This is a genomic window from Streptomyces capparidis (assembly GCF_054782095.1).
The window spans coordinates 52,953-73,531 of sequence record NZ_BAAGTD010000005.1 but is presented as its reverse complement, the minus strand read 5'-3'; the positions used below and the strand labels follow the sequence as shown (position 1 = coordinate 73,531).

Genomic DNA, 20,579 nt, shown 5'->3' with positions numbered 1-20,579 from the left:
GACGGTGATCGCTCCGTGCGGCGGATCACGGATCACGCTACGACGGGTTCCGGACAATCCGCTTCCGGTACCGGAAGCGGCCGCCTAATCTGCTCGTGTGCCGACCGACCTCAGCCCCACCGCACGGGCCCTGCGCACCATGGAGATCCTCCAGACCCGACCCGGCGCGACGGCCGACGAGCTCGCCGCGTCGCTGGGTGTCACGGAGCGGGCCGCGCGCCGGTACATCGGGATCCTCCGGGAGGCGGGCATCCCGGTGGAGTCCACCCGGGGCCCGTACGGCGGGTACCGGCTGGGCCGCGGGACCAGGCTGCCGCCGGTGGTCTTCACCGAACCGGAGGCGCTGGGGCTGGTCATGGCGGCGCTCGACGACGCCGACGAGCTCGTGGGGAGCGCGCTGAGCAAGGTGATCCGAGCGCTGCCGGAGAACGTCGGCCGGCAGGCGGCGGCGCTGCGCGACCACGCGTCGGCCGCGCCGGACCCGTACTCGGCCCGGCCTGATCCGGCCACCACCAGCGCACTGGTCGCGGCGTCCGCGGTCCGGCGCAGCGTGCGGGTGGAGTACCGGAGCGAGTCGGGCAAGGAGTGGGAGGAAGAGGTGGACCCCTGGGCGCTGGTGGTCCGCCACGGGCGCTGGTACCTGCTGTGCCGCTCGCACCGCGCGGACGCGATCCGCACCTACCGGGTCGACCGGATCGGCGCGGTCCGGCCGACGACCCGCGCGTTCGACCCGCCCGCCGACCTCGACCCGGTGGCGACGCTGGAGGAGAACCTGGGCACCGGCTGGGAGTACCCCACCCGCGTGGTGTTCGACGCCCCCCTGCCCGAGGTGGCGCGGTGGGTCAGGCCCCCCATGGGACGCCTCGAGGCGTCGGGCGACGGGTGCGTGCTGGTCGGCAGTACGAGCAGTCCGGAGATGTACGCGCAGCAGTGGCTGGCGAGGATGCCATTCGGGTTCCGCGTCGAGGGCGGACCGGAGCTCCGGGCGGCGGTGGCCGCGGTGGCGGCCCGCTTCACGGCGGCCCTGGAGCCGGGCGGCGGGGCCACCTGACGCCGCGTGGACCGCGCACCACCGGGGACGTGCCGCAGCGGTCGGGCCGCGCGTACCCTCGGTTCCATGCCCCGCCACCCGAGGAAGCCCCGCCGCCTGGTCGCCGACGGGCGTACGTACCTGTGGACGCTCCGCCACAGCCACCGCGCGCCGGACGGCGGCCGGTCCGCGGACTGCCGGGAGACCCTGACCCTGCACCCCCTGCCCGCCGGCACCGGCGGCCCGCTGCGCATCGTCTTCGCCAAGGCCCCCGGCCGGTACGTCCCGGGCGGGGCTCCCCTGGGCTCCGGGGACGTGGGGTACATCCGGGGCAGCTCCCTGAACCTGCACGAACCGGGCGCCGTCCGCGCCCTGCTCGACGCGGCGTCGGCCCGCGGGTGGCAGCCGGGGCAGCGGCGGGCGGTCGAGATCGACGGCTGGCTTCTGCTGGACGCGGCCGCCGCCGCCCGAGCAGGCGACGGCGGCCCCGCGGGCCCGTAGCCGACCCCGCACCCGAACCCCGCCGCCCGCCCGGGCCGTCGGCGTCCGCGCGCGGTCTCCGCCTACGCCGCCCTGCTCGCCTCCCCCGGTGGCCGCTACTTCCAGGGGTCGCTGAACGACCGGCCGGGCACCGGCTTGGCGATGAGCGCCACGGGGATGAAGAAGTTCACCTGGCCGATCACGAACATCAGCGTGGCGAGCGCCTTGGCCTCGTAGTGCTCGGCCGCCCGCGCGTACAGCTCGTCGGTGACCCGCTCACCGCCCCCGGACGGCTGGAGCACGGCTTCCACCAGTGCCAGCGCGGCCCGCTCGGCGCCGGTGAAGTACGGCGAGTCCTTCCAGGACGCCACCGACGTGATCCGCTCCTCCGTCTCCCCGGCCCTGCGCAGGAAACCCGTGTGCAGAACGGTCAGATAGGTGCTGCCGACGATCTGACCGGCACGGAGCTGCACCAGGCTGATCGTGGAGCGGGGCACCGAACCGTTCCCGGTGACCTTGAACAGCGCCGCCGACACCTCGGCCAGTTCGGGGACGAGCTCCGCGGGGTCCTCGGACATCCGCGGAACCATCGGGACCTCCGCCGTGATCGAACGCGTTTCCATAGCCGCCTCCCAGGGGCTTGCTCTTTGCTGTCACCGTCCTGACGGATCGCGGCGGAGGAATGTGACCGGACACCGGACAGCCGTCCTCCGCCCGACAGTTCCCAGCCGTGCTACAGGCGGCGGGGCTGTCTTGTCCCGGGGGGCGAGGGCAGACGCTCACGTCGGGAACCGGACCGGCACCCCCGGCCCGGGAGGGCGCCCGGCGGGAAAGGGAGGGAGCGGACGAGAACCGGTCAGCGGGGCATCAGCACCGCGTTGCAGACGCCGTCTCCCGCGCCGGTGCCCTCCTTCTGGCCCGGCATGATGATGGAGCAGTCGAGCCGCGGCGGCAGCGCCCCGGAGAGGGGGTCGCCCGGGTCGCCGGGAGAGGGGACCGCGGTCGCGGTGAGCGTGACCGTGCTGCCCGCGGGAACCGTCACCGTCATCATCCACGGGGACCCGACCGGGGTCTGCTGGGTCTGGTGGCCCGCCGCGCTGTCGTCGGTGAAGGTGATGTCCACCGTGCCGCCGGCCCCGCTGGAGCTCACCTGGTAGGTGACGTGGACGTCCTCCCCGGAGGCGGCGCCGCCGTCCTGCCGGCCGCCCTTCGCCTTCGCGGACGGCCCCGCCGCGTCCGACGACCCGCACGCCGAAAGCACCGCGGCTCCGGCCACCAGAACGGCGACCAACCCCCACCTCATGACGTTCCCCTGTCCCTCGTGGAGCGCCACGGCCGGGGACGGCCGAAAGCCCTCGCTAGCGTGGGCCAGAGAATGACACACAGTCGCCACCCGCGCCCATGGGGGTGTCCGCTCGGCGGCCCTCGCCCAGTGCTCCTCGTCCCCCTCGTCCCCCTCCTCCCTCTCGTCGCCTCGTCCCAGTGGGACCGCGCCCGCCCGGCCCGCCGTCGGGTCAGAACCAGTGCAGGCAGTGCGGGGCGCGCTCGGCGCGGAAGAGGGCGTCGGCCAGGGCCGCCGCGCCCGGGCGGTGGGCCCGTATGTGCCCGGCGCGCACGAGCGTGCTCGGGGCGGTGCCGCCCAGGTACACCGAGCCCAGGTCGCTCACGTCCAGGGACAGGTCGGGCTCCCGGTCCGTCGGGGCGCAGTCGGCCCTGCCGTCCCGGACGGTCAGCAGGTGGCGGCCGTGCTCGCCGAGGAACGGGTCCTCGACGTCGAGGACGAGCTCACCGTCCGTGAACCAGTCGCGCGCGGTCAGCGCGCGCGGCACGTCCAGCAGCCGCACCCACAGCCAGTCGGTGTCGTCGCTGACCTGACCGGCGCGGAAGTCCGCGAGCTGCCAGCGCAGCGGGTGCTCGGGCGGGAAGTGCCGGAACACGACCTGGGTGACCAGGTCGTGTCCGAGCACGAACCGGGCCAGGGCCGCGAAGACCGCGTCGTCGGCGGCCACGGTCTCGTCGACCGTCAAGGTGGCGGGCTCGCCGACCGAGTAGCTGGCGTACCCGTCCGGGACGCCGTCGGCGGCGCGGTGGACGGCGACGTAGCGCGGCGCGGGGGAGACGGGGGCCTGCCCGGCGCCGGAGGTCCACCAGCGGTGCGGCCGGGACAGCGCGCCGGGCTGCGCGCGGCGGTACCGGTCGTAGACGTCCTCCAGGGTCTCGCCGCACTCGGCGCGCCGCAGCAGCTCGACCGAGCCGGCGTCCGGGCCCGCCGCCGCGGCGTCGGCCGTTCCGCGCGCCCGGGGGAGGGCGAAGGCGGCCTGGTGGCGCCGCACCGTCAGCCGCCGCGTGTAGGTCGCCGGCCCGTAGCCGAACCTGCGGTAGATCAGGGCCTCGGAGGCCAGCAGCACGGAGAGGAACTCCCCGCGGGCCCGCAGCTCGGCGAGCTGGTGCCGCATCATCGCGCTGAGCACGCCCCGGCGCCGGTGCGAGGGCAGGACGCCGACGGCGGTCACCCCGGCCGCCGGGACGGGGATCCCCCCGGGCAGGGTGAGCTCGAAGGAGTAGGCGCCGGCGGTGCCGACGGGCCGCCCGTCCGCCGTCACGGCGAGCAGGTTGCGGTCCATCTCGAGCGCCGCCCACCAGACCCCGCCGCCCTCGGCCGGGTTTTCCGGGAAGCGCCCGAACGCGGCGTGGAGCGTGTCGACGAAGACGTCGAGGTCCTGGTCGGTCGTGGGACGTATCTCCATGTGCTGCCGCCGCCTCCCCGGGATACCGGCGCCACGACTGGTGGCGTCCCGCCACAGTGCAGCGCCGCCCCCGGTCCGGGTCAAGCGAAATCCCGCCCGGACCCGCGGCCGGTCACGGCACAGCCCGGCCCGGTCCCGGGGTGGGGCGCGCCCCGCGCCCGTTCAGGCGGCGCCCGCGGTGGTGCCGCGGCACACCAGGCGGTGGGGCACGACCACGGATCGCGGCGGCACCGCGCTGCGCGGGCCGGCGACGCGGTCGGACAGGCACAGCAGCGCCTGCTCGGCGATCTGCGCCTTGTCGGGGCTGACGGTGGTGAGCGTCGGCGCCGCGTAGCGGCCGTCCTCGATGTCGTCGAAGCCGACCACCGCGAGGTCCTCGGGAACGCGCAGGCCGCGGGTGCGGGCCAGGTGCAGGGCGCCGAGGGCGAGTTCGTCGCTGAAGGCGAAGACGGCGTCGGGCGCGGGCCCGGGGCGGTCGAGGAGTTCGGCCATGGCGTCGACGCCCGCGGCGCGGTGCAGCGTCGGCACCGCCACCTCGAGCGCGGGGTCGGGTTCCAGACCGGCGTTGCGCAGCGCGCGGTGGTAGCCGCGCCTGCGCAGTTCGGCGGTGCCGTTGCGCAGGTGCGGCTGGAGCCCCAGGGCCGCGATGCGGCGCCGGCCGAGCGCCAGCAGGTGGGCGGTGGCCTCCTCGGCGGCGCGGACGTTGTCGACGGCGACGTGGTCCGCGACGTGGTCGGGGTCGCGTTCGCCGAGCAGCACCATGGGCGTGCTCCCCGCGTACCGCCGCAGTTCGGCGGGGGCGAGCGCCCAGGGGCTGATGATGAGGCCGTCCACCACGCGGCCGCCGGTGCCCTGGAGCAGCCGGCGTTCGCCGTCGGCGCTGCCGCGGGTCTGGTCGATCAGGACGGTCCAGGAGCGCCGCTGCGCCGCGTCCACGAGGAGGCCGGCCAGCTCACCGAAGTACGGTGAGTGGATCTCCGGGATGAGCAGGCCGACGATGCCGGTGCGGCCGGCGCGCAGGCTGCGGGCGGCGAGGTTGGGCCGGTAGCCGAGCTCGTCCAGGGCCTCCTGCACCCGGCGCCGGGTGCTCTCGGCGACCGGTGCGGATCCGTTGACCACGTTGGAGACGGTGCGCACGGAGACGCCCGCGCGCGCGGCCACGTCCTTCAACCTGCTTCCCACGCGCGGCATCCTCGCACGACCAGGTCGGCCCGAGACAGTGGCGTCCACCCTCTTGCAACGTTGCATGCATCGATTGCAGCATGCCCGGGAGGCGTTCCCGACACCACAGGAGGCAGGAGATGGCCAGGCGCGCGGCATGCGACGGAGCGGCCCCGGACGTGACGGCGGACGTCGAGGCGCTCCACCGCGACGGCATCACCGCGCGCCGGGGCGCGTTCACCACGGAGTGGATCGACCGGCTCGGCCGGGAGGTGATGGCCGCCTTCGAGGAGGCGCGCGGCCGGGAGGGCGGCGCGGTCGGCCGCGGCCCCGACCGGTGGTACGCCGAGATCCACCCCGAGCAGATCACCGACTTCGTCGGCCTCGTCGACCACCCCTGGGTGCGCGGCGTGTGCGAGGCCGTGCTGGGCCCCGACCACCGCATCGTCGAGCTCGGCTTCGACATCCCCTTCCCCGGCGCCGTGGACCAGCCGTGGCACCGGGACTTCCCCAGCCCCGAGGAGACCCGCCGCGAGCGGCGGCTGACCTCGCTGGCGTTCAACCTCACCACGGTCGACACCGAGGAGGACATGGGCCCCTTCGAGATCGCCCCCGGCACGCAGTGGGACGACGGGCCCGAGTTCGCCCACGGCATGTTCCCGCCCCGGTCGTCGTACGGGCGCTACCAGGAGCGGGCCGTGCGCAAGTACCCGATGCGGGGCGACATCTCCGCCCGCAGCGCGCTGACCGTCCACCGCGGCACCGCCAACCGCTCGGACAAGGCCCGCCCGGTGGTCGTCCTCGGCGTGGACGGACCCGAGGCGGACAACGCGGAGCGCCACGACATGGCCGTCACCCGCGGCTACTGGGCGACGCTGCCGCGACGCGTCCGCGACCACCTGGCGTGCCCCGTGGTGGACTCGCTCGCGCCCATCGTGCAGAAGCACACCATCGAGGGCCTGGTCATGGGCGACGCCTGAGCGCGTGGCGGAAGGGCGCCGCGCTTGACGCCGCGGCGCGGTCGCCCGCGGCGCCGGGTCACGGCTTGCCCGCGGGGACCGGGCGGAGCGCCCTCTCCCCGGCGTCCGCGAGCGCGAAGAGCACCGGCGGCAGCGCCAGTTCGACGACGGTCAGCGCCACCTGGAACGGGTGCGGCCACCCGTGCACGGCGAGCGACAGCAGCCGCCCGACCGCACCCAGCAGGAACACCCCGGTCAGCCAGCGGACCACCGTCGCCGGGATCGGCGACTGCCGGGCCGCCCAGAGCCAGGCCAGGCCGTACCCGGCGAAGACCGCGCCGAAGAAGCGGCCGAGGCTGTCGACCGTCGGGCCGGCCGATCCCGCGCCCGGGACCGCGGCGTTCCCCAGCAGCACGTGCAACAGCCCGATCGCCACGCAGGCGTACCCCATCGCCAGTACGAGACCTCGGAGCACCTTGACTCTGACCACGGTCCGCCCGCCCCCTCACCACTGGTAGACACGTGTACACCACACTACGGTCGGATAGTAGACATGTGTCAAGTAAAATGGCGTCCCGTGTCTCCCCGTCAGCGACTCAGCCCCGCAGAACGCCGCGCCCAGCTCCTCGCCGTCGCCGCACGGCTCTTCGCCGCGCACCCGTACGACGAGGTGCTGATGGAGGACGTCGCCGAACGCGCCGGAGTCTCCCGCGCGCTGCTCTACCGGCACTTCCCCAGCAAGCGGGACCTGTTCGCCGCCCTCTACCAGCAGGTGGCCGACCAACTGCTCGCCAAGACCCGGCTCGACCCCGCCGACACCCTGATCGAGCAGCTCACCGAGGGCTTGGACGCCCATATCGAGTACTTCGCGGAGAACCGCAACACGGTCCTGGCGGCGAACCGGGTCCTGGCCGGCGACCCCCTGGTCCAGACGATCATCGCCGAGGAACTCGACGCCCTGCGCGAGGGGCTGCTCGGCGTGCTCCCGCTCGCCGAGGACGGCACCCGGGACGCCGTGTCGGGCGTCCTGAAGAGCTGGCTGGTGTTCGTGCAGGTGCTCTGCCTCGACTGGCTCACCAACGAGACCTGCACCCGCACCGAACTGCGCGACGTGTGCGTCGGCGCCGCGCTGGGCGCCATCCGCCCCCTGCTCCCCGAGGACCCCGCCCCGGACTGGCCCCGCTGACGAGCAGTCCACCGCCGCACCCCGACGACTCCCGGATCCGCGAACCGGGCCGCGGGCCGGGAGGCTGCCCCGCCGTGGGCGGCTTGCCTTCCGGGTGTTCGGGTACAGCGTTGGGATGAGGGCGGTACCGGTACGCGGAGTTTACGGAAAGTGATGCGCTCGTGACCCACCACGGCGGCCTCGGCGATGAGCAGGCGGAGCGGCCGCGCGACAGCCCGGAGGCCGTGGCGCGCGAGATCGCCGGCGCCGTGGAGAGCCTGACGGACCTGTGGTCGCTGGCGGCGCAGGAGGCGGCCATGCGGCTGTCCCTGCATCAGTTGCGGGCCCTGCGGACGCTGGAGGCGGCGCCGGAGCTGAACCTGACCGCTCTGGCGGAGCGCCTGGACATAGGGCTGCCCACCGCCAGCCGGCTGTGCGACCGGCTGGAGGCGGCGGGACTGCTGGAGCGCGGGCTGCACCCGCACCGGCGCCGGGAGGTGCGGCTGAGCCTCACCGCGCACGGACGGCGGGTGCTGGGGGACGTGGCCGCACGGCGGACGCAGGCCCTCGCCGTCGCCCTGGCGGCGATGGACCCGGCCGAGCTGGCGGCGCTGCGGCGCGGTCTGCGGGCCTTCCTCGCGAGCGGGGGCGCGCCGCCGCACTGGACGGGCGGGAGCGGCACCCCGCGGTGACCTGCGGGCCCGAGGCGCCGGGTGTCCGCGGCGGTCAGGCGATGACCGGGCTCGACCTGGGGCCGTGCTCCCCGGGTCCGCGGTCCGCGGGAGGGGACGGGGACTCGGGGCCGGTGCGGCACAGCAGGACGCACACGTCGTCGTCGCGCTCGGAGTCGTGCAGGAGCCCCTTGAGCAGGGACTCCGCGGAGGAGTCCAGGTCCTCCAGGTCCACCGCGGTCAACGCGGCGAGGGCCCGGGCGAGGCGGTCGATGCCCGGGGTGATCCCCTCGGACCGCCGCTCGACCAGGCCGTCGGTGTACAGGGCCAGGGTGGAGCCGGGCCGCAGGTCCAGGGCGTGGTCCTGGTACTCGTAGGGGATCGGCACCCCCAGCATGACGCCCGGTTTGGTGTCCAGGACCCGCACCGTGCCGTCGGGGGCCCGGACCACGGCGGGCGGGTGCCCTGCGGCGGCCCAGACGAGGGTGGGGTCGCCGGGCGTCAGGCGGGCGATGGCGGCGGTCGCGTACAGATCGGGCTGCTGGTGGCGGAGCAGGCGGTGCAGCCGCGTCAGGATGCGGGCGGGGCTGTCGTCCTCCACGGCGTAGGCGCGCAGCGCGGTGCGCAACTGGCCCATCACCACGGCCGCGTGCAGCCCGTGCCCGGTGACGTCCCCTATGACGGCGAGCAGGCTGCCGTCGGGCTGGACGAAGGCGTCGTACCAGTCCCCGCCGATGTTCAGGCCGCGGGTGGCCGGCAGGTACTGCGCGGCCAGGTGCACGCCCTCGGTGGTGGGCAGGTCGGTGAGCTGGGCGCGTTGCAGGGCCTCGGCGACCGACCGGTGCTGTTCGTAGCGGCGGGCGTTGTGCAGGGCGCCGGCCGCGTGCCGGGCCAGTTCGATCAGCATCACGCAGGTGTCGGGCTCGAAGCGGGAACCGGGCGCGGTCAGCGTGAGGACGCCCAGCAGTTGGTGCGCGATCAGCGGGATGCACAGCAGCGGGCGGTCCGGGGCCAGCACGGACGGCGGGAGGTCGTCGACGCCGGGCAGGCCGCCGGGGTGCGCGGCCGCGTGCTGGGGGCGCCCGGTGCGGGCCGCGGTCACCGCGGCGGCCGGGCGCCCGCCGTTGCCGGACGCCCGGTCGTCGTCGAAGAGCCAGACGTCGACGTGGTCGGCGTATTCGGGGACGAGCAGCCCGGTCAGGCCCCGGGCGATGTCGTCCTGGTCGAGGGAGGCGGACACGGCGGCGCTCGCGTCGGCCAGGAAGGTGAGCAGCCGCCGCGCGTTCTCGGCCTCGGCCCGCGCGGCACGTTCCGCGTCGAGCAGTTCGCGCTGCACCGCGGCGGCGGCTTCCAGCTCGGCGTGCAGCGCCAGCACGCCCTGGTTGGTCTGGTGCAGCTCCTCGCGGTGGAGGCGCAGCAGCGCCTCCTTCTCGGTGAGCGCCGCCAGGACCGACGCGGTGTCCTCGTCGGCGGCCAACAGGGCCTCGGCCAACTCCGCGCCGCTGGTCCCCGCCAGGCCCGCCCGCGGCAGGCGGACGGGAGCGGGGCACACCAGCGTGGACCGCCACCACGCCGTGCCGGCCGGACGGCCGGCCGGGCGCAGGGCGATGTGCAGGTGCCCGCCGGCGTCCGCGGTGGGCTGCTCGACGGTGACGGACACCTCCGCCCCGCCCCGGCCGAGACACCGCGTGAGCCGCTCGGTCAGCGCGGCCAGGAAACGCGCCCGGTCGAGCGCGGGGACGCCGGCCTCGGCCGTGAGCCGGGCCAGCCGGGCGCGGACCCGGGCGGCGTCGGCCGTCGAAGCGATCTTCCAGACGTCAGGGATGGGCATGCGCAGGGGTCCGGCGGTCGGGGGCGAGTACGGCCACGCTGGTGTCGTCGCGTACGGGGCGGGCGGGGCTGCTGGCGTCCCGCAGGATGACCGCGGCCACCACCGCCGGGTCCCGGGCGAGCAGGTGCTCGTCCCGCGGTGGCGACCAGCGGCTCGGCAGCCCGTCGCTGTGCAGGACGAGCAGGCTGTCCGCCCCCCACGGCACCTGCTCCACGCGCACGGTGGCCGGGAAGTGCGCGCCGACGATGCCGGGCCGGCAGACCACGGGCCGCCAGGTGCCGGCGGTGAGCGCGCGGGCGGCGACGTTGCCGACCCCGGCGCAGTGCAGCACCCCGGCGTCCGTGTCCAGTTGCGCCACGGTGACGGCGGCGCCGCGGGTGGGGCGCAGCGCGGTGTTCAGGCGGCGCAGGATGTCGGCGGGCGGCAGGTGCGCGGCCCGGTGCAGCTCCTCGACGGCGGCGGTGGACGCCGCCGCGGCCCCGGCGCCGTGCCCCAGACCGTCGGCGAGCATCAGGGTCAGGCGCGGACCGGAGCGCGTCCAGCCGAAGGCGTCGCCGGAGTGCCGGGCCCGGTCGAGCGGCACGTTGACGCCCCCCACCCGGGGACCCGGCGGGAGCTGCGCCTGCCGCGGGGCCCGTTCCCGCTCGATGCGGGCCGTGGCGACGGTTCCCCGTCCGCGCACGCTGTGCAGGTCGAACGCGTTGGATGTGCGCGCGCAGCTACCCAGCCCCGCGCCGAGGGAGGAGCCCGTGGTGGTGTAGCCGTCGCGCATGGCCACCGCGACATCGGGGATGCCGGGGCCGTGGTCGAGGGAGCAGAGCTGCACCGCCGCCCGGCGGGCGCCGCCGCTCGCGGGCGGCTCCTCGACGAGGCCGATCACCATGCGGCCGCCGCCCGCGTGCTTGAGCAGGTTGGTGGCCAACTCGGTCGCCACCAGGGCCGCCGCGGCCGTGCGCCGCGGGCCGAGACCGACCCGGGCGCTCGCCTCCTCGGCCGCCACCCGGACGTCCCGCACCCGCGTGGAGTCGTGCACCGGCACGTCCCACACCCGGCTCATTCCGGCCCCCGGCGGGACGCGGGGACGGCGAGCACCCAGGCGACGGCGGTGACGGTCGTGCCGCGGCCCGGCGCGGTGTCCACGGCGAACTCGTGCACCAGCCGCTTGGCCCCGCTCAGTCCCAGGCCGAGCCCGTCGCCCGTGGTGTAGCCGTCGGTCATCGCCAGATCCAGGTCGCGGATGCCGGGGCCCGTGTCGGTGAAGGTGAGCCGCAGTCCACGGGTGGCCCCCCTCTCCACGGGAGCGATCTCCACGTGCCCACCTCCGCCGTGGACCAGGGTGTTGCGGGCCAGTTCACTGGCCGCCGTCACCAGTTTCGTCTGCTGCACCAGGCCGAATCCGAGCTCGGCCGCGGCCTGTCGCACCCGCTGCCGCACCCAGGCCAGATCCGCGTCCGAGCCGATGGGCACGCTGACCTTCGCGGCGGGCCGGGAGGCCGCCATCACGTCCTCCCGTCCCGCCCGTGATCGGCCGTCGGCGCGGGCCGGCCGAGCACGTCCAGCGCCCGCGCGACATCGAGGGCCGTGTCCAGACCGGGCAGGGTGAGCCCCAGCTCGACCAGCGTGATCGCCACCGCGGGGCGCATCCCGGCCAGGACCGTGCGGGCCGCCATCAGCCGGGCGCCGGCGGCGATCTCGGCCAGGACGCGGCCCAGGAACGAGTCCACGGTGTCCACACCGGAGATGTCGATCACCAGGCCGGTCACTCCGCCGCGCGCGACGGCCCGGGCGACGTCCTCCTGGAGCTGCTCGGCCATGCCGTCGTGCAGCTCGCCCTGCAACGTCACCAGCAGGGCGTCCCCCAGGGGCAGGACCGGGACCACATGACCGGCGGAGGGGCTGCTCACGGGCGGCTCGCCATGGCGTCCGCGCGCGGGGAGACGCGGATCCCCTGCTGGGCGAGCGCGTACGCCAGGGCATCGGCGAGGGTGGCCCGGGTGAGCACCGTCCCCAGGTCGATGCCCAGGTGCACGATGGTCTGCGCGATCGCGGGCCGGATACCGGAGACGACGCACTCGGCGCCCATCAGCCGGGCGGCGGCCACCGTCTTCATCAGATGCTGGGCCACCAGCGAGTCGACCGTGGGCACACCCGTGATGTCCAGGATGGCGTAGCGGGCGCGCTGTTCGACCACGGCGTCCAGCAGGCTCTCCATGACCACCTGGCTGCGGGCGCTGTCCAGCGTGCCGATCAGCGGCACCGCGACGACGCCCTCCCACAGCCTGATCACCGGGGTGGCCACTTCGAGCAACTGCTGGCGCTGGCGCTCGATGAGCTCCTCGCCCGCGTCGAGCGCCGTCTCCATGACCACCAGGCGCAGGGTGCCCATCAGCACGGTCAGCGCCAGCAGGCTCTCCTGGGCCAGCGGGTCGGCCGGATCCGGGAACTCACCGCGCAGCAGGTCGGCGGTGGGCGCGCGCAGCGCGGCGACCTCGTCGGCGATCTGCGCCGGGCTCGTGCCGATGTGCGCGCGGGAGGCGGCCGTGCGCCCCAGTTGCTCGCGCACGGCGGTGAAACCGGGCGCCGACACGGCCTCCGGTTGCCCGGACGCCGCCACCTCGGCCAGGGCGTCCACCACGGCCTTGCAGGCCTCCACCGCCTCGTCCCGGGAGACGGTGAAAACCGTGCGGAACAGTGTGGCGTCGGCCCAGCGCTGGGCGATCTGCTCCCGGCGCCGCTGGAGGAAGACCCCCACCCGCCGCGCCGCATCCTGGTCCAACACCCGCATCGATACCCTTCTGCGCAGGACCACCGGCCCGCCCGGGACGATCGTTGCCCTATGGCAACAGTAGCCCCGGGGCGTGGTGCCAACAACACACGCTCGTCGTTCCCGGACCGCCGCGCGGCCGTCACCGCAGGTCAGCGTCCGCGCCAGTCCAGGCAGACCACCAGGGCGTCGTCGTCCGGCGCCGGCCGGCCGCGGTGGCCGGTCAGCTCCCGCAGGAGGGCGCGCGGGACCTCGGCGGCGGGCAGCAGGCGGGTGGCGGTGATGGCCCGGGCCAGGGCGGCCTCCCCGTACGCCTCGCCCCCGGGGGAGGCGACCGCGTGGACGCCGTCGCTGACGAAGACCAGCCGGTCCCCGGGCTCCACCTGGAACTGCTGCGCCACGTAGTCGGTCTCCTCGAACATGCCCAGCGGCAACTGGGCGTCGAAGGAGATCCGTTCCACGGTTCCGCCGCGCAGCCGCAGCAGTTGCGGCGACCCGGCGTCCACCACCCAGGCCCGTCCCGTGGCCAGTTCGAAGTCCAGCATCAGGACCGACAGGTAGCAGCGGCCGCGGTAGTGGGCGTAGACGGCCTGGTCGGCCAGGGCGGCCTGGTCGGCGATGGGGATGCCGGCCCGGCGCGCGTTGCGCAGGGCGTTGAGGGCCAGGTTCGTCAGCAGGGAGGCCTCTATGCCCTCGCCCATGCCGTTGGAGACGTACAGCATCAGGTGGTCGGCGGTCGCCGACCAGTCGAAGTTGTCACCGAAGATCGCGTAGGCGGGCTCCAGTTGCGCGCCCAGCTCGTACTCCGGGCGCTTGCAGGAGCGGCCGGGCAGCAGTTGCCACTGCATCTCGGCGGCCAGGGTGAGCCGGTCCCTGCGGCGTGCCTGGAGGTAGAGGTCGGTGTCCCGCTCGGCGACGATCACCTCGTGGGCGAGCACGTCCGCGATCTGCGCCAGCTCGTCCAGATCGCGGTGCGCCTGCTCCTCGTCCCGCAGGGCCACCGAAAGCACGCCCAGCCGGTCGCCGCGCACGGTGACCGGAAGGTGCACACGCACCGAACCGTCCCGCTCGGCCTGCACGAACGGCGCCTGGGCCCCGAAGGCCCGGCCGGCCGGGCTGTCGTGCACCGAGACCGGCTCCAGGGTGTGCGGCAGCACCGACACCGGCTGGAGCACGCTCAGGCCGTAGTCGGCCATGAAGAGCTCGACGGACTCCGCCGCGTACTGCTCGATCAGTACACCGCGGACAGCGTCGAGCAACTCGTGGGGCGCCGCCGTCCGCAGAGCACGTTCGGCGGCCACAAATCTCTTCACGTGACGAACTCACCAATCTCTCGCCGGACACTGTCACCTCGCTGGTGCCCGCCGCCGCTCGATTCAGCCGCGCCGGGCGCCGGAAGCCCTCTCCGACCGGCTCGCCCGCCTCAGCCCTTCCGGCCCGGCTCGCATGCCTCCAGGCCTGTCGCCGCGGGGCGGACGGGGATTCGACGACAGGCCCTAGTACGCTGGTGGCCCTCCCAGCACCTTGAGAGCGTGACCGTGACTTCCATCCACCGCCGCCCGACGCCCGACGAGGTCGCGCGGGTGACCTCGACGGCCGCGGAGCTGCTGGAAGTCCTGTGGGGCCGGGCCTCGACCGCGCCGGCCTCCGCCTCCCAGTTGCGCGTCCTGCTCACCCTCGAGCACCACGAGGGCATCAATCTGCGCACCCTCGCCGACTCCCTCGCCTCCACGCCCCCGTCCACCAGCCGGCTGTGCGACCGGCTCCAGGCCGCCGGCCTCGTCGAACGCGTGGTGAGCCCCGCCGACCGGCGCGAGGTGTGCCTGCGCCTCAGCAGCCGGGGCCGCGCCTTCCTGGCGGACCTGCGCACGCGCAGGCAGCGGGAGCTGCGGGCCGTCCTGGACCTGATGCCCGCGGCCAAGCGCACCGCTCTGCTGGAGGGGCTGGAAGCCTTCTGCGCCGCGGCGACGACGCAGATACACGACGACGTCCAGGACCCCGGCAGCCAGAGCGCCTGAAGCGCCACGCCGGGGCGCGGGTCCACCGGAACATTCCCCTTCCCTCCCCGCGCGGTCCGACACGGCTACTTTGTTGCCCCACGACTACAATTGTCAAACGACAACTATGCGTTCGATGTCTTCCCCGACGGAGGGACACCGGCGACGGGGCCGCACCGAACGGCCGCCACGCCCACGACGGAACAGGGCCGTGGCCCGCCGCGTCATTCGGCGGGCCACGGCCCTGCGAGCCGAACGGCTCCGCGGAGGCCCTGAGCCCGGCGCCCTCTTCCCGGTACGGGCGAGGGCACGTATCGAAAGTGAATCTCGAGGTGGGATGTCCTCGCTTCCTGGCCGCGTGGGGACCTGACGGATGCGCAGTGGGCCCGGCCGGGACGGCTGTTGCGAAGGGCTGTGACCAGCGCCCTCGCCCAAGGCCGGGATGGGCCTCAGCGGTGGCCCAGCACGTTGACCACTCGGCCGTTGGGGTCGCGGACGAAGAACCGGCGCACTCCCCATTCCTCGTCCTGCAAGGGATGCACGATCTCCGCGCCGCTCTCCCGCATGACCTCGTAGGCCGCGTCCACATCGTCCACCTCGACACTCATGTCGGGCGTGACCGGTGCGGTCCTGTCGCCGGCCATGAAACTGACCTGCGCCGCCGGGCTGGACGGGGAGCCGAGCGTCATGATCCAGCCGTGATTCATGACCTCCTCGAACCCGAGCAGGCCGTAGAACGTCCGGCTCTCCTGCACCGCCTCCGACTGGACGTTGGGCACGACACGGCGAACGGCCATCGAACAACTCCAAGTGAAGAGACGTGTCCCGAGGCTCTCCAGGAGTACTACACCGCACCCGTCCTCGCATGCACTTTCGATACGCGCCCTAGACGGCCTCCATCAGCTCCTTGAGCCGGGCCAGGTCGGCGGTGACCATGTCGGCGTCGCGTCGGAAGTCGGCGTCGTTCATCCCGGGCCGGCGGCGGAGGGTGAACACCACCTCGCTCCCCGAGTCGTGGGCGATCACCCGGACCGGGTTGTAGACGGTCTCCCCGGAGGGCAACGTGACGTCGTGGTCGAGCACGCCGAGCTCGTTGCGGGGCCCGAAGGCCACCACGACCCGGCCCATGGGGGAGGACTCGGCGACCCACTGACCGTCGATCCGCGCGATCGAGCCGCCAAGACCGTGGGCCCAGGCGGGAAGGTTCGCCGGGTCCGACGCGTAGGCGTAGACGTCGCCGACGGAGCGGTCGATGAAGACACTGAGGTGGCGGGATTCCCTGTCGGTGCTGTTCATGGCAGCGACGGTAGCGGGCACCGCCACCGTCATCTTGAACGAATCGGACACGCACGACCGGCCGGACAGCGCCGGGAACGGCGACACCCGCCACGGGTCTCGCCGAGGCGACCGACCGCGGGAGCCGCCGAGTGCCCGCGGGCGCGGCGATGACTTTCCGCGCGGCCGCGGGTCAGTACGTCGGTACGGGCAGACGTCGTCGAGAACAGGATGTGGTGAGGGTGACCGGGACGCGGGAGGCCGAGGTTCGGACCGTGCTGGGGGGGCGGGGTCTGGTGGAGTCACCCCGGTGGCACGGCGACCGGCTCTACTTCTCCGACTGGTCGGCGCACGAGGTGATCGCCGTGGACCTCGCCGGCCGCGGTGAGGTCATCGCCCGGGTGGAGTCGCTTCCGCTGTGCACCGCCTGGTCGCCGGACGACCGGCTGCTGATCGTCTCGTCGGCCGAAGGGCTGCTGCTGCGCCGGGAGCCGGACGGGACGCTGGTGACCCATGCCGACCTCGGGAAGTCGGGCTGGAACGACATCGTCGTGGACGGCCGCGGCAACGCCTACGTCAACAGCATCGGCTTCGACATGATGGCCGGCGAGGCGTACGCCCCCGGATTCGTCAGCCTGGTCACCCCGGACGGCTCGGTCCGGCGGGTGGCGGACGGACTCGCCTTCCCCAACGGCATGGCGGTGACCGCCGACAACTCCACGCTCGTCGTCGCCGAGTCCTACGGCCACCGCCTCACGGCCTTCGGCATCGACCCCGACGGCGGACTGTCGCGCCGTCGGGTGTGGGCCGACCTCGGCGACGGCACCCCCGACGGCATCTGCCTCGACGCCGAGAACGCCGTCTGGTACGCGGACGTGCCCAACAAGCGGTGCGTGCGGGTCGCCGAGGGCGGCCGTGTGCTGCGAACGGTGGCGCTGGACCGCGGCGGGTTCGCCTGTGCGCTCGGCGGCCCCGACGGCAGGACGCTGTACATGGTGGCGGCCGAGTGGCGAGACGACCTGCCGGAGCTGGTCCCGGCGGGCTCCGGCCGGGTACTCGCCACCGAGGTCGCCGTACCGGGAGCGGGCTGGCCGTAGGGCTGCCCCCGGGCGGCGTCAGGTGTGGTGGGCGGCGAGCGCGGCGGCGATGCTGGGGTGGGCGGGCAGGTACGCGGCCAGCCCGGTCAGCGTGAGCATGCGCTGCAACCGGTCGGGCACGGCGGCCAGCGTCAGCGATCCGCCCCGGGCCTGCGCCACCCGCCAGACGCCCACCAGGACGCTCATGCCGGAGGAGTCGAAGAACTCCACCCCCGACAGGTCCAGGACCAGATGATGCCGGCCCGTCTCCACCAGCTCCGCAGCGGCGTCGCGCAGCCGCGGGGAGGTGTGCAGGTCCACGTCCCCTGCCACGGCCAGGACCGCCAGCGACCCCACGCTGTACGAGACGGTCAACTCGAGCAACTCATCGGCCATGGCGGCCCCCACTACCTCGTGCCCCGAAGACCGGGCAGTGGATGCCCGCCCGACCGCAAGCAGCCGCACCTGAAGGCGGTGCACATCAAGAGTCGGCGGCAGGGCACCGACAACCGGTGCCCGGACAGAATATCCGCCCAAACACGCGCATCATCCCCCTCCGGCTCTCTCCGGCCCGGGGCGGAGCGCCCAGCGGCCTCGGGCCGGTCAGTCCAGGTCGGACATGTCGAGCACGAAGCGGTGGCGGACGTCGTTGCGCTCCAGCCGCTCAAGTGCCGTGTTCACCTGAGAGGACGGCAGCAGTTCGATGTCGGCCGTGATGTCGTGCTCGGCGCAGAAGCGCAACAGGGCGGCGGTGGACGGGAGCCCGCCGCTGCCGGCGGAGCTGAGCTTCTTGCGGCCGATGAGCAGGTCGATGGTGTCCACGGTGACCGGCCCCAGGTGACCGAGGTGGCTGAGGGTGCCGTCCATGGCGACCGTGCGCAGGTAGGGGGCCAGGTCGTGGGGAGCGGAGATGGTGTCGATGACCACGTCGAACCGGTCCCGGACGGCCTCCATCCGCCGGGCGTCGGTGGAGACGACGAATCCGTCCGCGCCGAGGCCGTGTGCCTCGCCGGCCTTCTCCGGGGTGCGGCTGATGACGGAGGTCGTGGCGCCGAGCGCGACGGCCAGTTTGACGGCGAGGTGCCCCAGCCCGCCCAGTCCGGCCACGGCGACCGTGCTGCCCGGGCCCACCCCCAGGGCGCGCAGGGGTTCCCAGACGGTGACGCCGGCGCAGAGCAGGGGGGCCGCTCCGGCCGCGTCGAGGCCCGCGGGCAGGTGGTGGGTGAACTTCTCGCGCACGAGGTACTCACGGGAGTAGCCGCCCAGGGTGGTCGTCCCGTCCTGCCGGTCGCGTCCACCGTAGGTCAGGGTCGGGAAGTCGCGGCAGAAATTCTCCTGGCCGGCCCGGCACATGGGGCACGTCCCGCACGAGTCGACGATGTTGCCGACGGCCACGCGGTCGCCCGGGGCGAAGCCGGTGACCGCGCCGCCGACCTCGCTCACCGTGCCCGTGAACTCGTGCCCCGGCACCAGCACCCCGTCCGTGTCGCCGGTGTGCGCGTGCACGGCGTGCAGGTCGCTGTGGCAGACGCCGCAGTACTCCACGCGCACCGCGACGTCGTCCGGGCGCATGTCGCGGCGTTGGAGGGTCGCGCGGCGCAGCGCGCGCGTCGTCGGGTCCGCCTGCCAGCCGGCTGTGGTGCGCATCGCTCTCCTTAGACAAACCGTTCGGTCTATTTGACTCTAAGCGGACCGGTCCGGGTACGCAAACAAACCGTTCTGTCTGCTAGCATCGAGGCCGTGCCCGACCAGCCATCGAGCCCTCGCGGGGCCGCGACATACCAGCGGATCATCGACGCCGCCACGCGGGAATTCGCCCAGTACGGCATCGCCGGGGCCCGCGTCGAGCGGATCGTCGCCGCCGCCCGCACCAACAAGGCCCAGCTCTACGGCTACTTCGGCAACAAGGAACAACTCTTCGACGCGATCTTCTTGGCCTCACTGGAGCGCATCACCGACGTCGTCCCCATCGACGTCGAGGATCTGGCCGACTGGGCCGTGCGCCTCTACGACGAGTACCTCGCCCGCCCCGACCTCATCCGCCTCGCCACCTGGGCCCGTCTGGAGCGCCGCCCGATCGGGCACCTCGTCGCCGAGCACGAGCGCTACGACGACCACAAGCTCCGCGCCATCGCCGAGGCCCAGGCCGCCGGGCGCGTCAGACAGGGCGACCCCTTCGACGTGATGGCCGTGGTCATCGCCATGTCCATGGCCTGGTCGCCGGTGAGCAACGTCTACGCCGCCACCGCGACCGAACCCCAAGACGTACACGATCGGCGACGCGCCCTGCTGCGCGACTGCGTTCGCCGCGCCGTCGCCCCGGGATGAGCGGCGTGCGTCGCGCCGTGAGCCGCGCCGCGCGACCGCACGTTTGTCGTGACCGGCTGGAACAACTACGGGTGCCCGAGCCCAGGGGGGCGTCGATGGCGTCAACGGCCTGCCCAAGAGGGAGTCCCGCCTGGTGGCCCGGGCCCGCCACTCCGCGGCGAACGGCTGCGCGGTGGCGTCCGCCAATCGGTTCTCGCGGAGGCCCGGGACCGGACGCGGACGGCTCACGCCCAGCCGGCGGGACCCGGTGGCACCGACCGCGGCGCTGAGCTTCATCAGGCCATCCGGCCGGTGGCGGTGGCGGTGGTGGGGTCGGCCGCCGAGGCCGCTGGGGCCGCCGGGGCCGATCCGTGGCGTTCGGACCGATGAGTTTCCGCGCGGCACGACGTCCAAGGAGGGAGGACACGTCCCTGCCCAAGAGAGTGTGGTGCGCGATGAGGTTGGTACTACAGGAGTTCCTGTCGCTGGACGGCGTCTACCAGGGCCCGGGGTCCCCGGACGAGGACACCAGCGACGGGTTCAGCCGGGGCGGCTGGTTCGTGCCGCACATGGACGAGGAGTTCGAACGGCAGGCCGGCGTCTGGCTCGGGGCGGCGGACGCGTTCCTGTTCGGCCGCCGTACCTATGTGAACTTCGCGCGGGACTGGCCGAAGATGACCGAGCACCCGTTCGCGAGCATCCTCAACGGTCTGCCGAAGTACGTCGCCTCCCACAGCCTGGCCCGGGCCGAGTGGGACCCGACCACGATCCTGTCCGGCGACATCCCCGCCCAGGTCGCCGAGGTGAAGCGGCAGCCCGGCCGCGAGTTGCAGATCCACGGCAGCGGCCGGCTGGCCCAGTCCCTGCTGGCCGCCGGGCTGATCGACGAGCTGCGCCTGGTCATCGCCCCGGTGGTCGTGGGCAGGGGCCGCCGTCTGTTCCCGGACGGCGGCGCCCCGGTCGGCCTGCGGCTCCTGAGCCACAGGACGACGCCGGGCGGACTGGCGATCCACGTGTACGAGTCGACAGGGCTCCCCGAGTACGGGACCTACAGGGCCGACGCGTAGCCGCGCCGGGCCGGACTGATCCCGACTCCCGCAGCGCCCGCCGGGCGAG

The 20,579-nt window shown here is 74.1% G+C and carries 24 protein-coding genes; 9 read left to right on the top strand and 15 right to left on the bottom strand.

Annotated elements, in window-relative coordinates; all coding sequences use genetic code 11:
• The first annotated feature begins 97 nt into the window (after window positions 1-97).
• Window positions 98-1,051, top strand: a complete 954-nt coding sequence (locus ACYVO2_RS06355) for a helix-turn-helix transcriptional regulator (RefSeq protein ID WP_461006602.1) — start codon at window positions 98-100, stop codon at window positions 1,049-1,051.
• A 66-nt stretch (window positions 1,052-1,117) separates the two neighbouring features.
• A complete protein-coding gene (locus tag ACYVO2_RS06350) occupies window positions 1,118-1,531 on the top strand; it encodes a hypothetical protein (protein ID WP_461006601.1) in 414 nt (137 codons plus the stop codon).
• A 95-nt stretch (window positions 1,532-1,626) separates the two neighbouring features.
• Here ACYVO2_RS06350 and ACYVO2_RS06345 read toward each other — a convergent pair whose 3' ends face one another.
• From ACYVO2_RS06345 to ACYVO2_RS06330, 4 genes are all read right to left on the bottom strand, one after another.
• On the bottom strand, window positions 1,627-2,133 hold the full coding sequence (locus ACYVO2_RS06345) for a carboxymuconolactone decarboxylase family protein (protein ID WP_461006600.1): 507 nt from the start codon (window positions 2,131-2,133) through the stop codon (window positions 1,627-1,629).
• A gap of 233 nt (window positions 2,134-2,366) precedes the next feature.
• Window positions 2,367-2,813, bottom strand: a complete 447-nt coding sequence (locus ACYVO2_RS06340; RefSeq protein WP_461006599.1) for a hypothetical protein — start codon at window positions 2,811-2,813, stop codon at window positions 2,367-2,369.
• 211 nt (window positions 2,814-3,024) lie between these two features.
• A complete protein-coding gene (locus ACYVO2_RS06335) occupies window positions 3,025-4,257 on the bottom strand; it encodes a GNAT family N-acetyltransferase (protein ID WP_461006598.1) in 1,233 nt (410 codons plus the stop codon).
• 162 nt (window positions 4,258-4,419) lie between these two features.
• Window positions 4,420-5,439, bottom strand: coding sequence for a LacI family DNA-binding transcriptional regulator (locus tag ACYVO2_RS06330; RefSeq protein ID WP_461006597.1), 1,020 nt, complete (start codon window positions 5,437-5,439; stop codon window positions 4,420-4,422).
• Between the two features lie 119 nt (window positions 5,440-5,558).
• Here ACYVO2_RS06330 and ACYVO2_RS06325 point away from each other — a divergent pair, with 119 nt between their 5' ends.
• Window positions 5,559-6,398 (top strand): phytanoyl-CoA dioxygenase family protein, encoded by an 840-nt coding sequence (locus ACYVO2_RS06325; RefSeq protein WP_461006596.1) that lies wholly within the window; start codon window positions 5,559-5,561, stop codon window positions 6,396-6,398.
• 58 nt (window positions 6,399-6,456) lie between these two features.
• On the opposite strand, the gene ACYVO2_RS06320 is transcribed toward ACYVO2_RS06325, so the two are convergent.
• Window positions 6,457-6,867, bottom strand: a complete 411-nt coding sequence (locus ACYVO2_RS06320) for a DUF4345 domain-containing protein (RefSeq protein WP_461006595.1) — start codon at window positions 6,865-6,867, stop codon at window positions 6,457-6,459.
• Between the two features lie 87 nt (window positions 6,868-6,954).
• Between ACYVO2_RS06320 and ACYVO2_RS06315 the strand changes: the two genes are divergently transcribed.
• Both ACYVO2_RS06315 and ACYVO2_RS06310 read left to right on the top strand, forming a co-directional pair.
• Window positions 6,955-7,563 carry a TetR/AcrR family transcriptional regulator gene (locus ACYVO2_RS06315; protein WP_461006594.1) on the top strand — a complete coding sequence of 203 codons (609 nt, stop codon included), beginning with the start codon at window positions 6,955-6,957 and terminating at the stop codon, window positions 7,561-7,563.
• A 161-nt stretch (window positions 7,564-7,724) separates the two neighbouring features.
• On the top strand, window positions 7,725-8,234 hold the full coding sequence (locus tag ACYVO2_RS06310) for a MarR family winged helix-turn-helix transcriptional regulator (protein ID WP_461006593.1): 510 nt from the start codon (window positions 7,725-7,727) through the stop codon (window positions 8,232-8,234).
• A 34-nt stretch (window positions 8,235-8,268) separates the two neighbouring features.
• Here the strand turns inward: ACYVO2_RS06310 and ACYVO2_RS06305 are convergent, their stop codons facing one another.
• The 6 genes from ACYVO2_RS06305 to ACYVO2_RS06280 form a co-directional block, all read right to left on the bottom strand.
• Window positions 8,269-10,044 (bottom strand): PP2C family protein-serine/threonine phosphatase, encoded by a 1,776-nt coding sequence (locus ACYVO2_RS06305; RefSeq protein WP_461006592.1) that lies wholly within the window; start codon window positions 10,042-10,044, stop codon window positions 8,269-8,271.
• A complete protein-coding gene (locus ACYVO2_RS06300; RefSeq protein ID WP_461006591.1) occupies window positions 10,031-11,101 on the bottom strand; it encodes an anti-sigma regulatory factor in 1,071 nt (356 codons plus the stop codon). Before ACYVO2_RS06300 ends, ACYVO2_RS06305 begins: the two co-directional genes overlap by 14 nt.
• Entirely contained in the window at window positions 11,098-11,544 is a 447-nt protein-coding gene (locus ACYVO2_RS06295; RefSeq protein ID WP_461006590.1) for an anti-sigma regulatory factor, read from the bottom strand. The genes ACYVO2_RS06300 and ACYVO2_RS06295 overlap by 4 nt, the downstream gene beginning before the upstream one ends.
• Window positions 11,544-11,948, bottom strand: a complete 405-nt coding sequence (locus tag ACYVO2_RS06290; RefSeq protein ID WP_461006589.1) for an STAS domain-containing protein — start codon at window positions 11,946-11,948, stop codon at window positions 11,544-11,546. Before ACYVO2_RS06290 ends, ACYVO2_RS06295 begins: the two co-directional genes overlap by 1 nt.
• On the bottom strand, window positions 11,945-12,829 hold the full coding sequence (locus tag ACYVO2_RS06285; protein WP_461006588.1) for an STAS domain-containing protein: 885 nt from the start codon (window positions 12,827-12,829) through the stop codon (window positions 11,945-11,947). The genes ACYVO2_RS06290 and ACYVO2_RS06285 overlap by 4 nt, the downstream gene beginning before the upstream one ends.
• Before the next feature lie 131 nt (window positions 12,830-12,960).
• Window positions 12,961-14,109: a PP2C family protein-serine/threonine phosphatase gene (locus ACYVO2_RS06280; protein WP_461006587.1), complete on the bottom strand. Its 1,149-nt coding sequence runs from the start codon at window positions 14,107-14,109 to the stop codon at window positions 12,961-12,963.
• Between the two features lie 231 nt (window positions 14,110-14,340).
• Between ACYVO2_RS06280 and ACYVO2_RS06275 the strand changes: the two genes are divergently transcribed.
• Window positions 14,341-14,826: a MarR family winged helix-turn-helix transcriptional regulator gene (locus ACYVO2_RS06275; RefSeq protein WP_461006586.1), complete on the top strand. Its 486-nt coding sequence runs from the start codon at window positions 14,341-14,343 to the stop codon at window positions 14,824-14,826.
• Window positions 14,827-15,254: 428 nt separating this feature from the next.
• Here the strand turns inward: ACYVO2_RS06275 and ACYVO2_RS06270 are convergent, their stop codons facing one another.
• Both ACYVO2_RS06270 and ACYVO2_RS06265 read right to left on the bottom strand, forming a co-directional pair.
• On the bottom strand, window positions 15,255-15,602 hold the full coding sequence (locus ACYVO2_RS06270; RefSeq protein ID WP_461006585.1) for a VOC family protein: 348 nt from the start codon (window positions 15,600-15,602) through the stop codon (window positions 15,255-15,257).
• 88 nt (window positions 15,603-15,690) lie between these two features.
• Window positions 15,691-16,101: an SRPBCC family protein gene (locus ACYVO2_RS06265; RefSeq protein WP_461006584.1), complete on the bottom strand. Its 411-nt coding sequence runs from the start codon at window positions 16,099-16,101 to the stop codon at window positions 15,691-15,693.
• Between the two features lie 275 nt (window positions 16,102-16,376).
• Between ACYVO2_RS06265 and ACYVO2_RS06260 the strand changes: the two genes are divergently transcribed.
• Window positions 16,377-17,177, top strand: coding sequence for an SMP-30/gluconolactonase/LRE family protein (locus ACYVO2_RS06260; RefSeq protein WP_461006583.1), 801 nt, complete (start codon window positions 16,377-16,379; stop codon window positions 17,175-17,177).
• A gap of 18 nt (window positions 17,178-17,195) precedes the next feature.
• Here ACYVO2_RS06260 and ACYVO2_RS06255 read toward each other — a convergent pair whose 3' ends face one another.
• Both ACYVO2_RS06255 and ACYVO2_RS06250 read right to left on the bottom strand, forming a co-directional pair.
• On the bottom strand, window positions 17,196-17,552 hold the full coding sequence (locus tag ACYVO2_RS06255) for an STAS domain-containing protein (protein ID WP_461006582.1): 357 nt from the start codon (window positions 17,550-17,552) through the stop codon (window positions 17,196-17,198).
• A 207-nt stretch (window positions 17,553-17,759) separates the two neighbouring features.
• A complete protein-coding gene (locus ACYVO2_RS06250; RefSeq protein WP_461006581.1) occupies window positions 17,760-18,803 on the bottom strand; it encodes an NAD(P)-dependent alcohol dehydrogenase in 1,044 nt (347 codons plus the stop codon).
• Window positions 18,804-18,896: 93 nt separating this feature from the next.
• Between ACYVO2_RS06250 and ACYVO2_RS06245 the strand changes: the two genes are divergently transcribed.
• Together ACYVO2_RS06245 and ACYVO2_RS06240 are read left to right on the top strand one after the other, a co-directional pair.
• Entirely contained in the window at window positions 18,897-19,484 is a 588-nt protein-coding gene (locus ACYVO2_RS06245) for a TetR family transcriptional regulator (RefSeq protein ID WP_461006580.1), read from the top strand.
• A 434-nt stretch (window positions 19,485-19,918) separates the two neighbouring features.
• Entirely contained in the window at window positions 19,919-20,530 is a 612-nt protein-coding gene (locus ACYVO2_RS06240; RefSeq protein ID WP_461006579.1) for a dihydrofolate reductase family protein, read from the top strand.
• The last annotated feature ends 49 nt before the right edge of the window (window positions 20,531-20,579 follow it).

Bases quoted from the DNA above. Each gene is read 5' to 3' on its own strand.
- ACYVO2_RS06350 (WP_461006601.1), top strand. From the start codon at position 1,118: ATGCCCCGCCACCCGAGGAAGCCCCGCCGCCTGGTCGCCGACGGGCGT.
- ACYVO2_RS06345 (WP_461006600.1), bottom strand. From the start codon at position 2,133: ATGGAAACGCGTTCGATCACGGCGGAGGTCCCGATGGTTCCGCGGATG.
- ACYVO2_RS06340 (WP_461006599.1), bottom strand. From the start codon at position 2,813: ATGAGGTGGGGGTTGGTCGCCGTTCTGGTGGCCGGAGCCGCGGTGCTT.
- ACYVO2_RS06335 (WP_461006598.1), bottom strand. From the start codon at position 4,257: ATGGAGATACGTCCCACGACCGACCAGGACCTCGACGTCTTCGTCGAC.
- ACYVO2_RS06325 (WP_461006596.1), top strand. From the start codon at position 5,559: ATGGCCAGGCGCGCGGCATGCGACGGAGCGGCCCCGGACGTGACGGCG.
- ACYVO2_RS06305 (WP_461006592.1), bottom strand. From the start codon at position 10,044: ATGCCCATCCCTGACGTCTGGAAGATCGCTTCGACGGCCGACGCCGCC.
- ACYVO2_RS06300 (WP_461006591.1), bottom strand. From the start codon at position 11,101: ATGAGCCGGGTGTGGGACGTGCCGGTGCACGACTCCACGCGGGTGCGG.
- ACYVO2_RS06295 (WP_461006590.1), bottom strand. From the start codon at position 11,544: ATGGCGGCCTCCCGGCCCGCCGCGAAGGTCAGCGTGCCCATCGGCTCG.
- ACYVO2_RS06285 (WP_461006588.1), bottom strand. From the start codon at position 12,829: ATGCGGGTGTTGGACCAGGATGCGGCGCGGCGGGTGGGGGTCTTCCTC.
- ACYVO2_RS06270 (WP_461006585.1), bottom strand. From the start codon at position 15,602: ATGGCCGTTCGCCGTGTCGTGCCCAACGTCCAGTCGGAGGCGGTGCAG.
- ACYVO2_RS06265 (WP_461006584.1), bottom strand. From the start codon at position 16,101: ATGAACAGCACCGACAGGGAATCCCGCCACCTCAGTGTCTTCATCGAC.
- ACYVO2_RS06255 (WP_461006582.1), bottom strand. From the start codon at position 17,552: ATGGCCGATGAGTTGCTCGAGTTGACCGTCTCGTACAGCGTGGGGTCG.
- ACYVO2_RS06250 (WP_461006581.1), bottom strand. From the start codon at position 18,803: ATGCGCACCACAGCCGGCTGGCAGGCGGACCCGACGACGCGCGCGCTG.
- ACYVO2_RS06240 (WP_461006579.1), top strand. From the start codon at position 19,919: ATGAGGTTGGTACTACAGGAGTTCCTGTCGCTGGACGGCGTCTACCAG.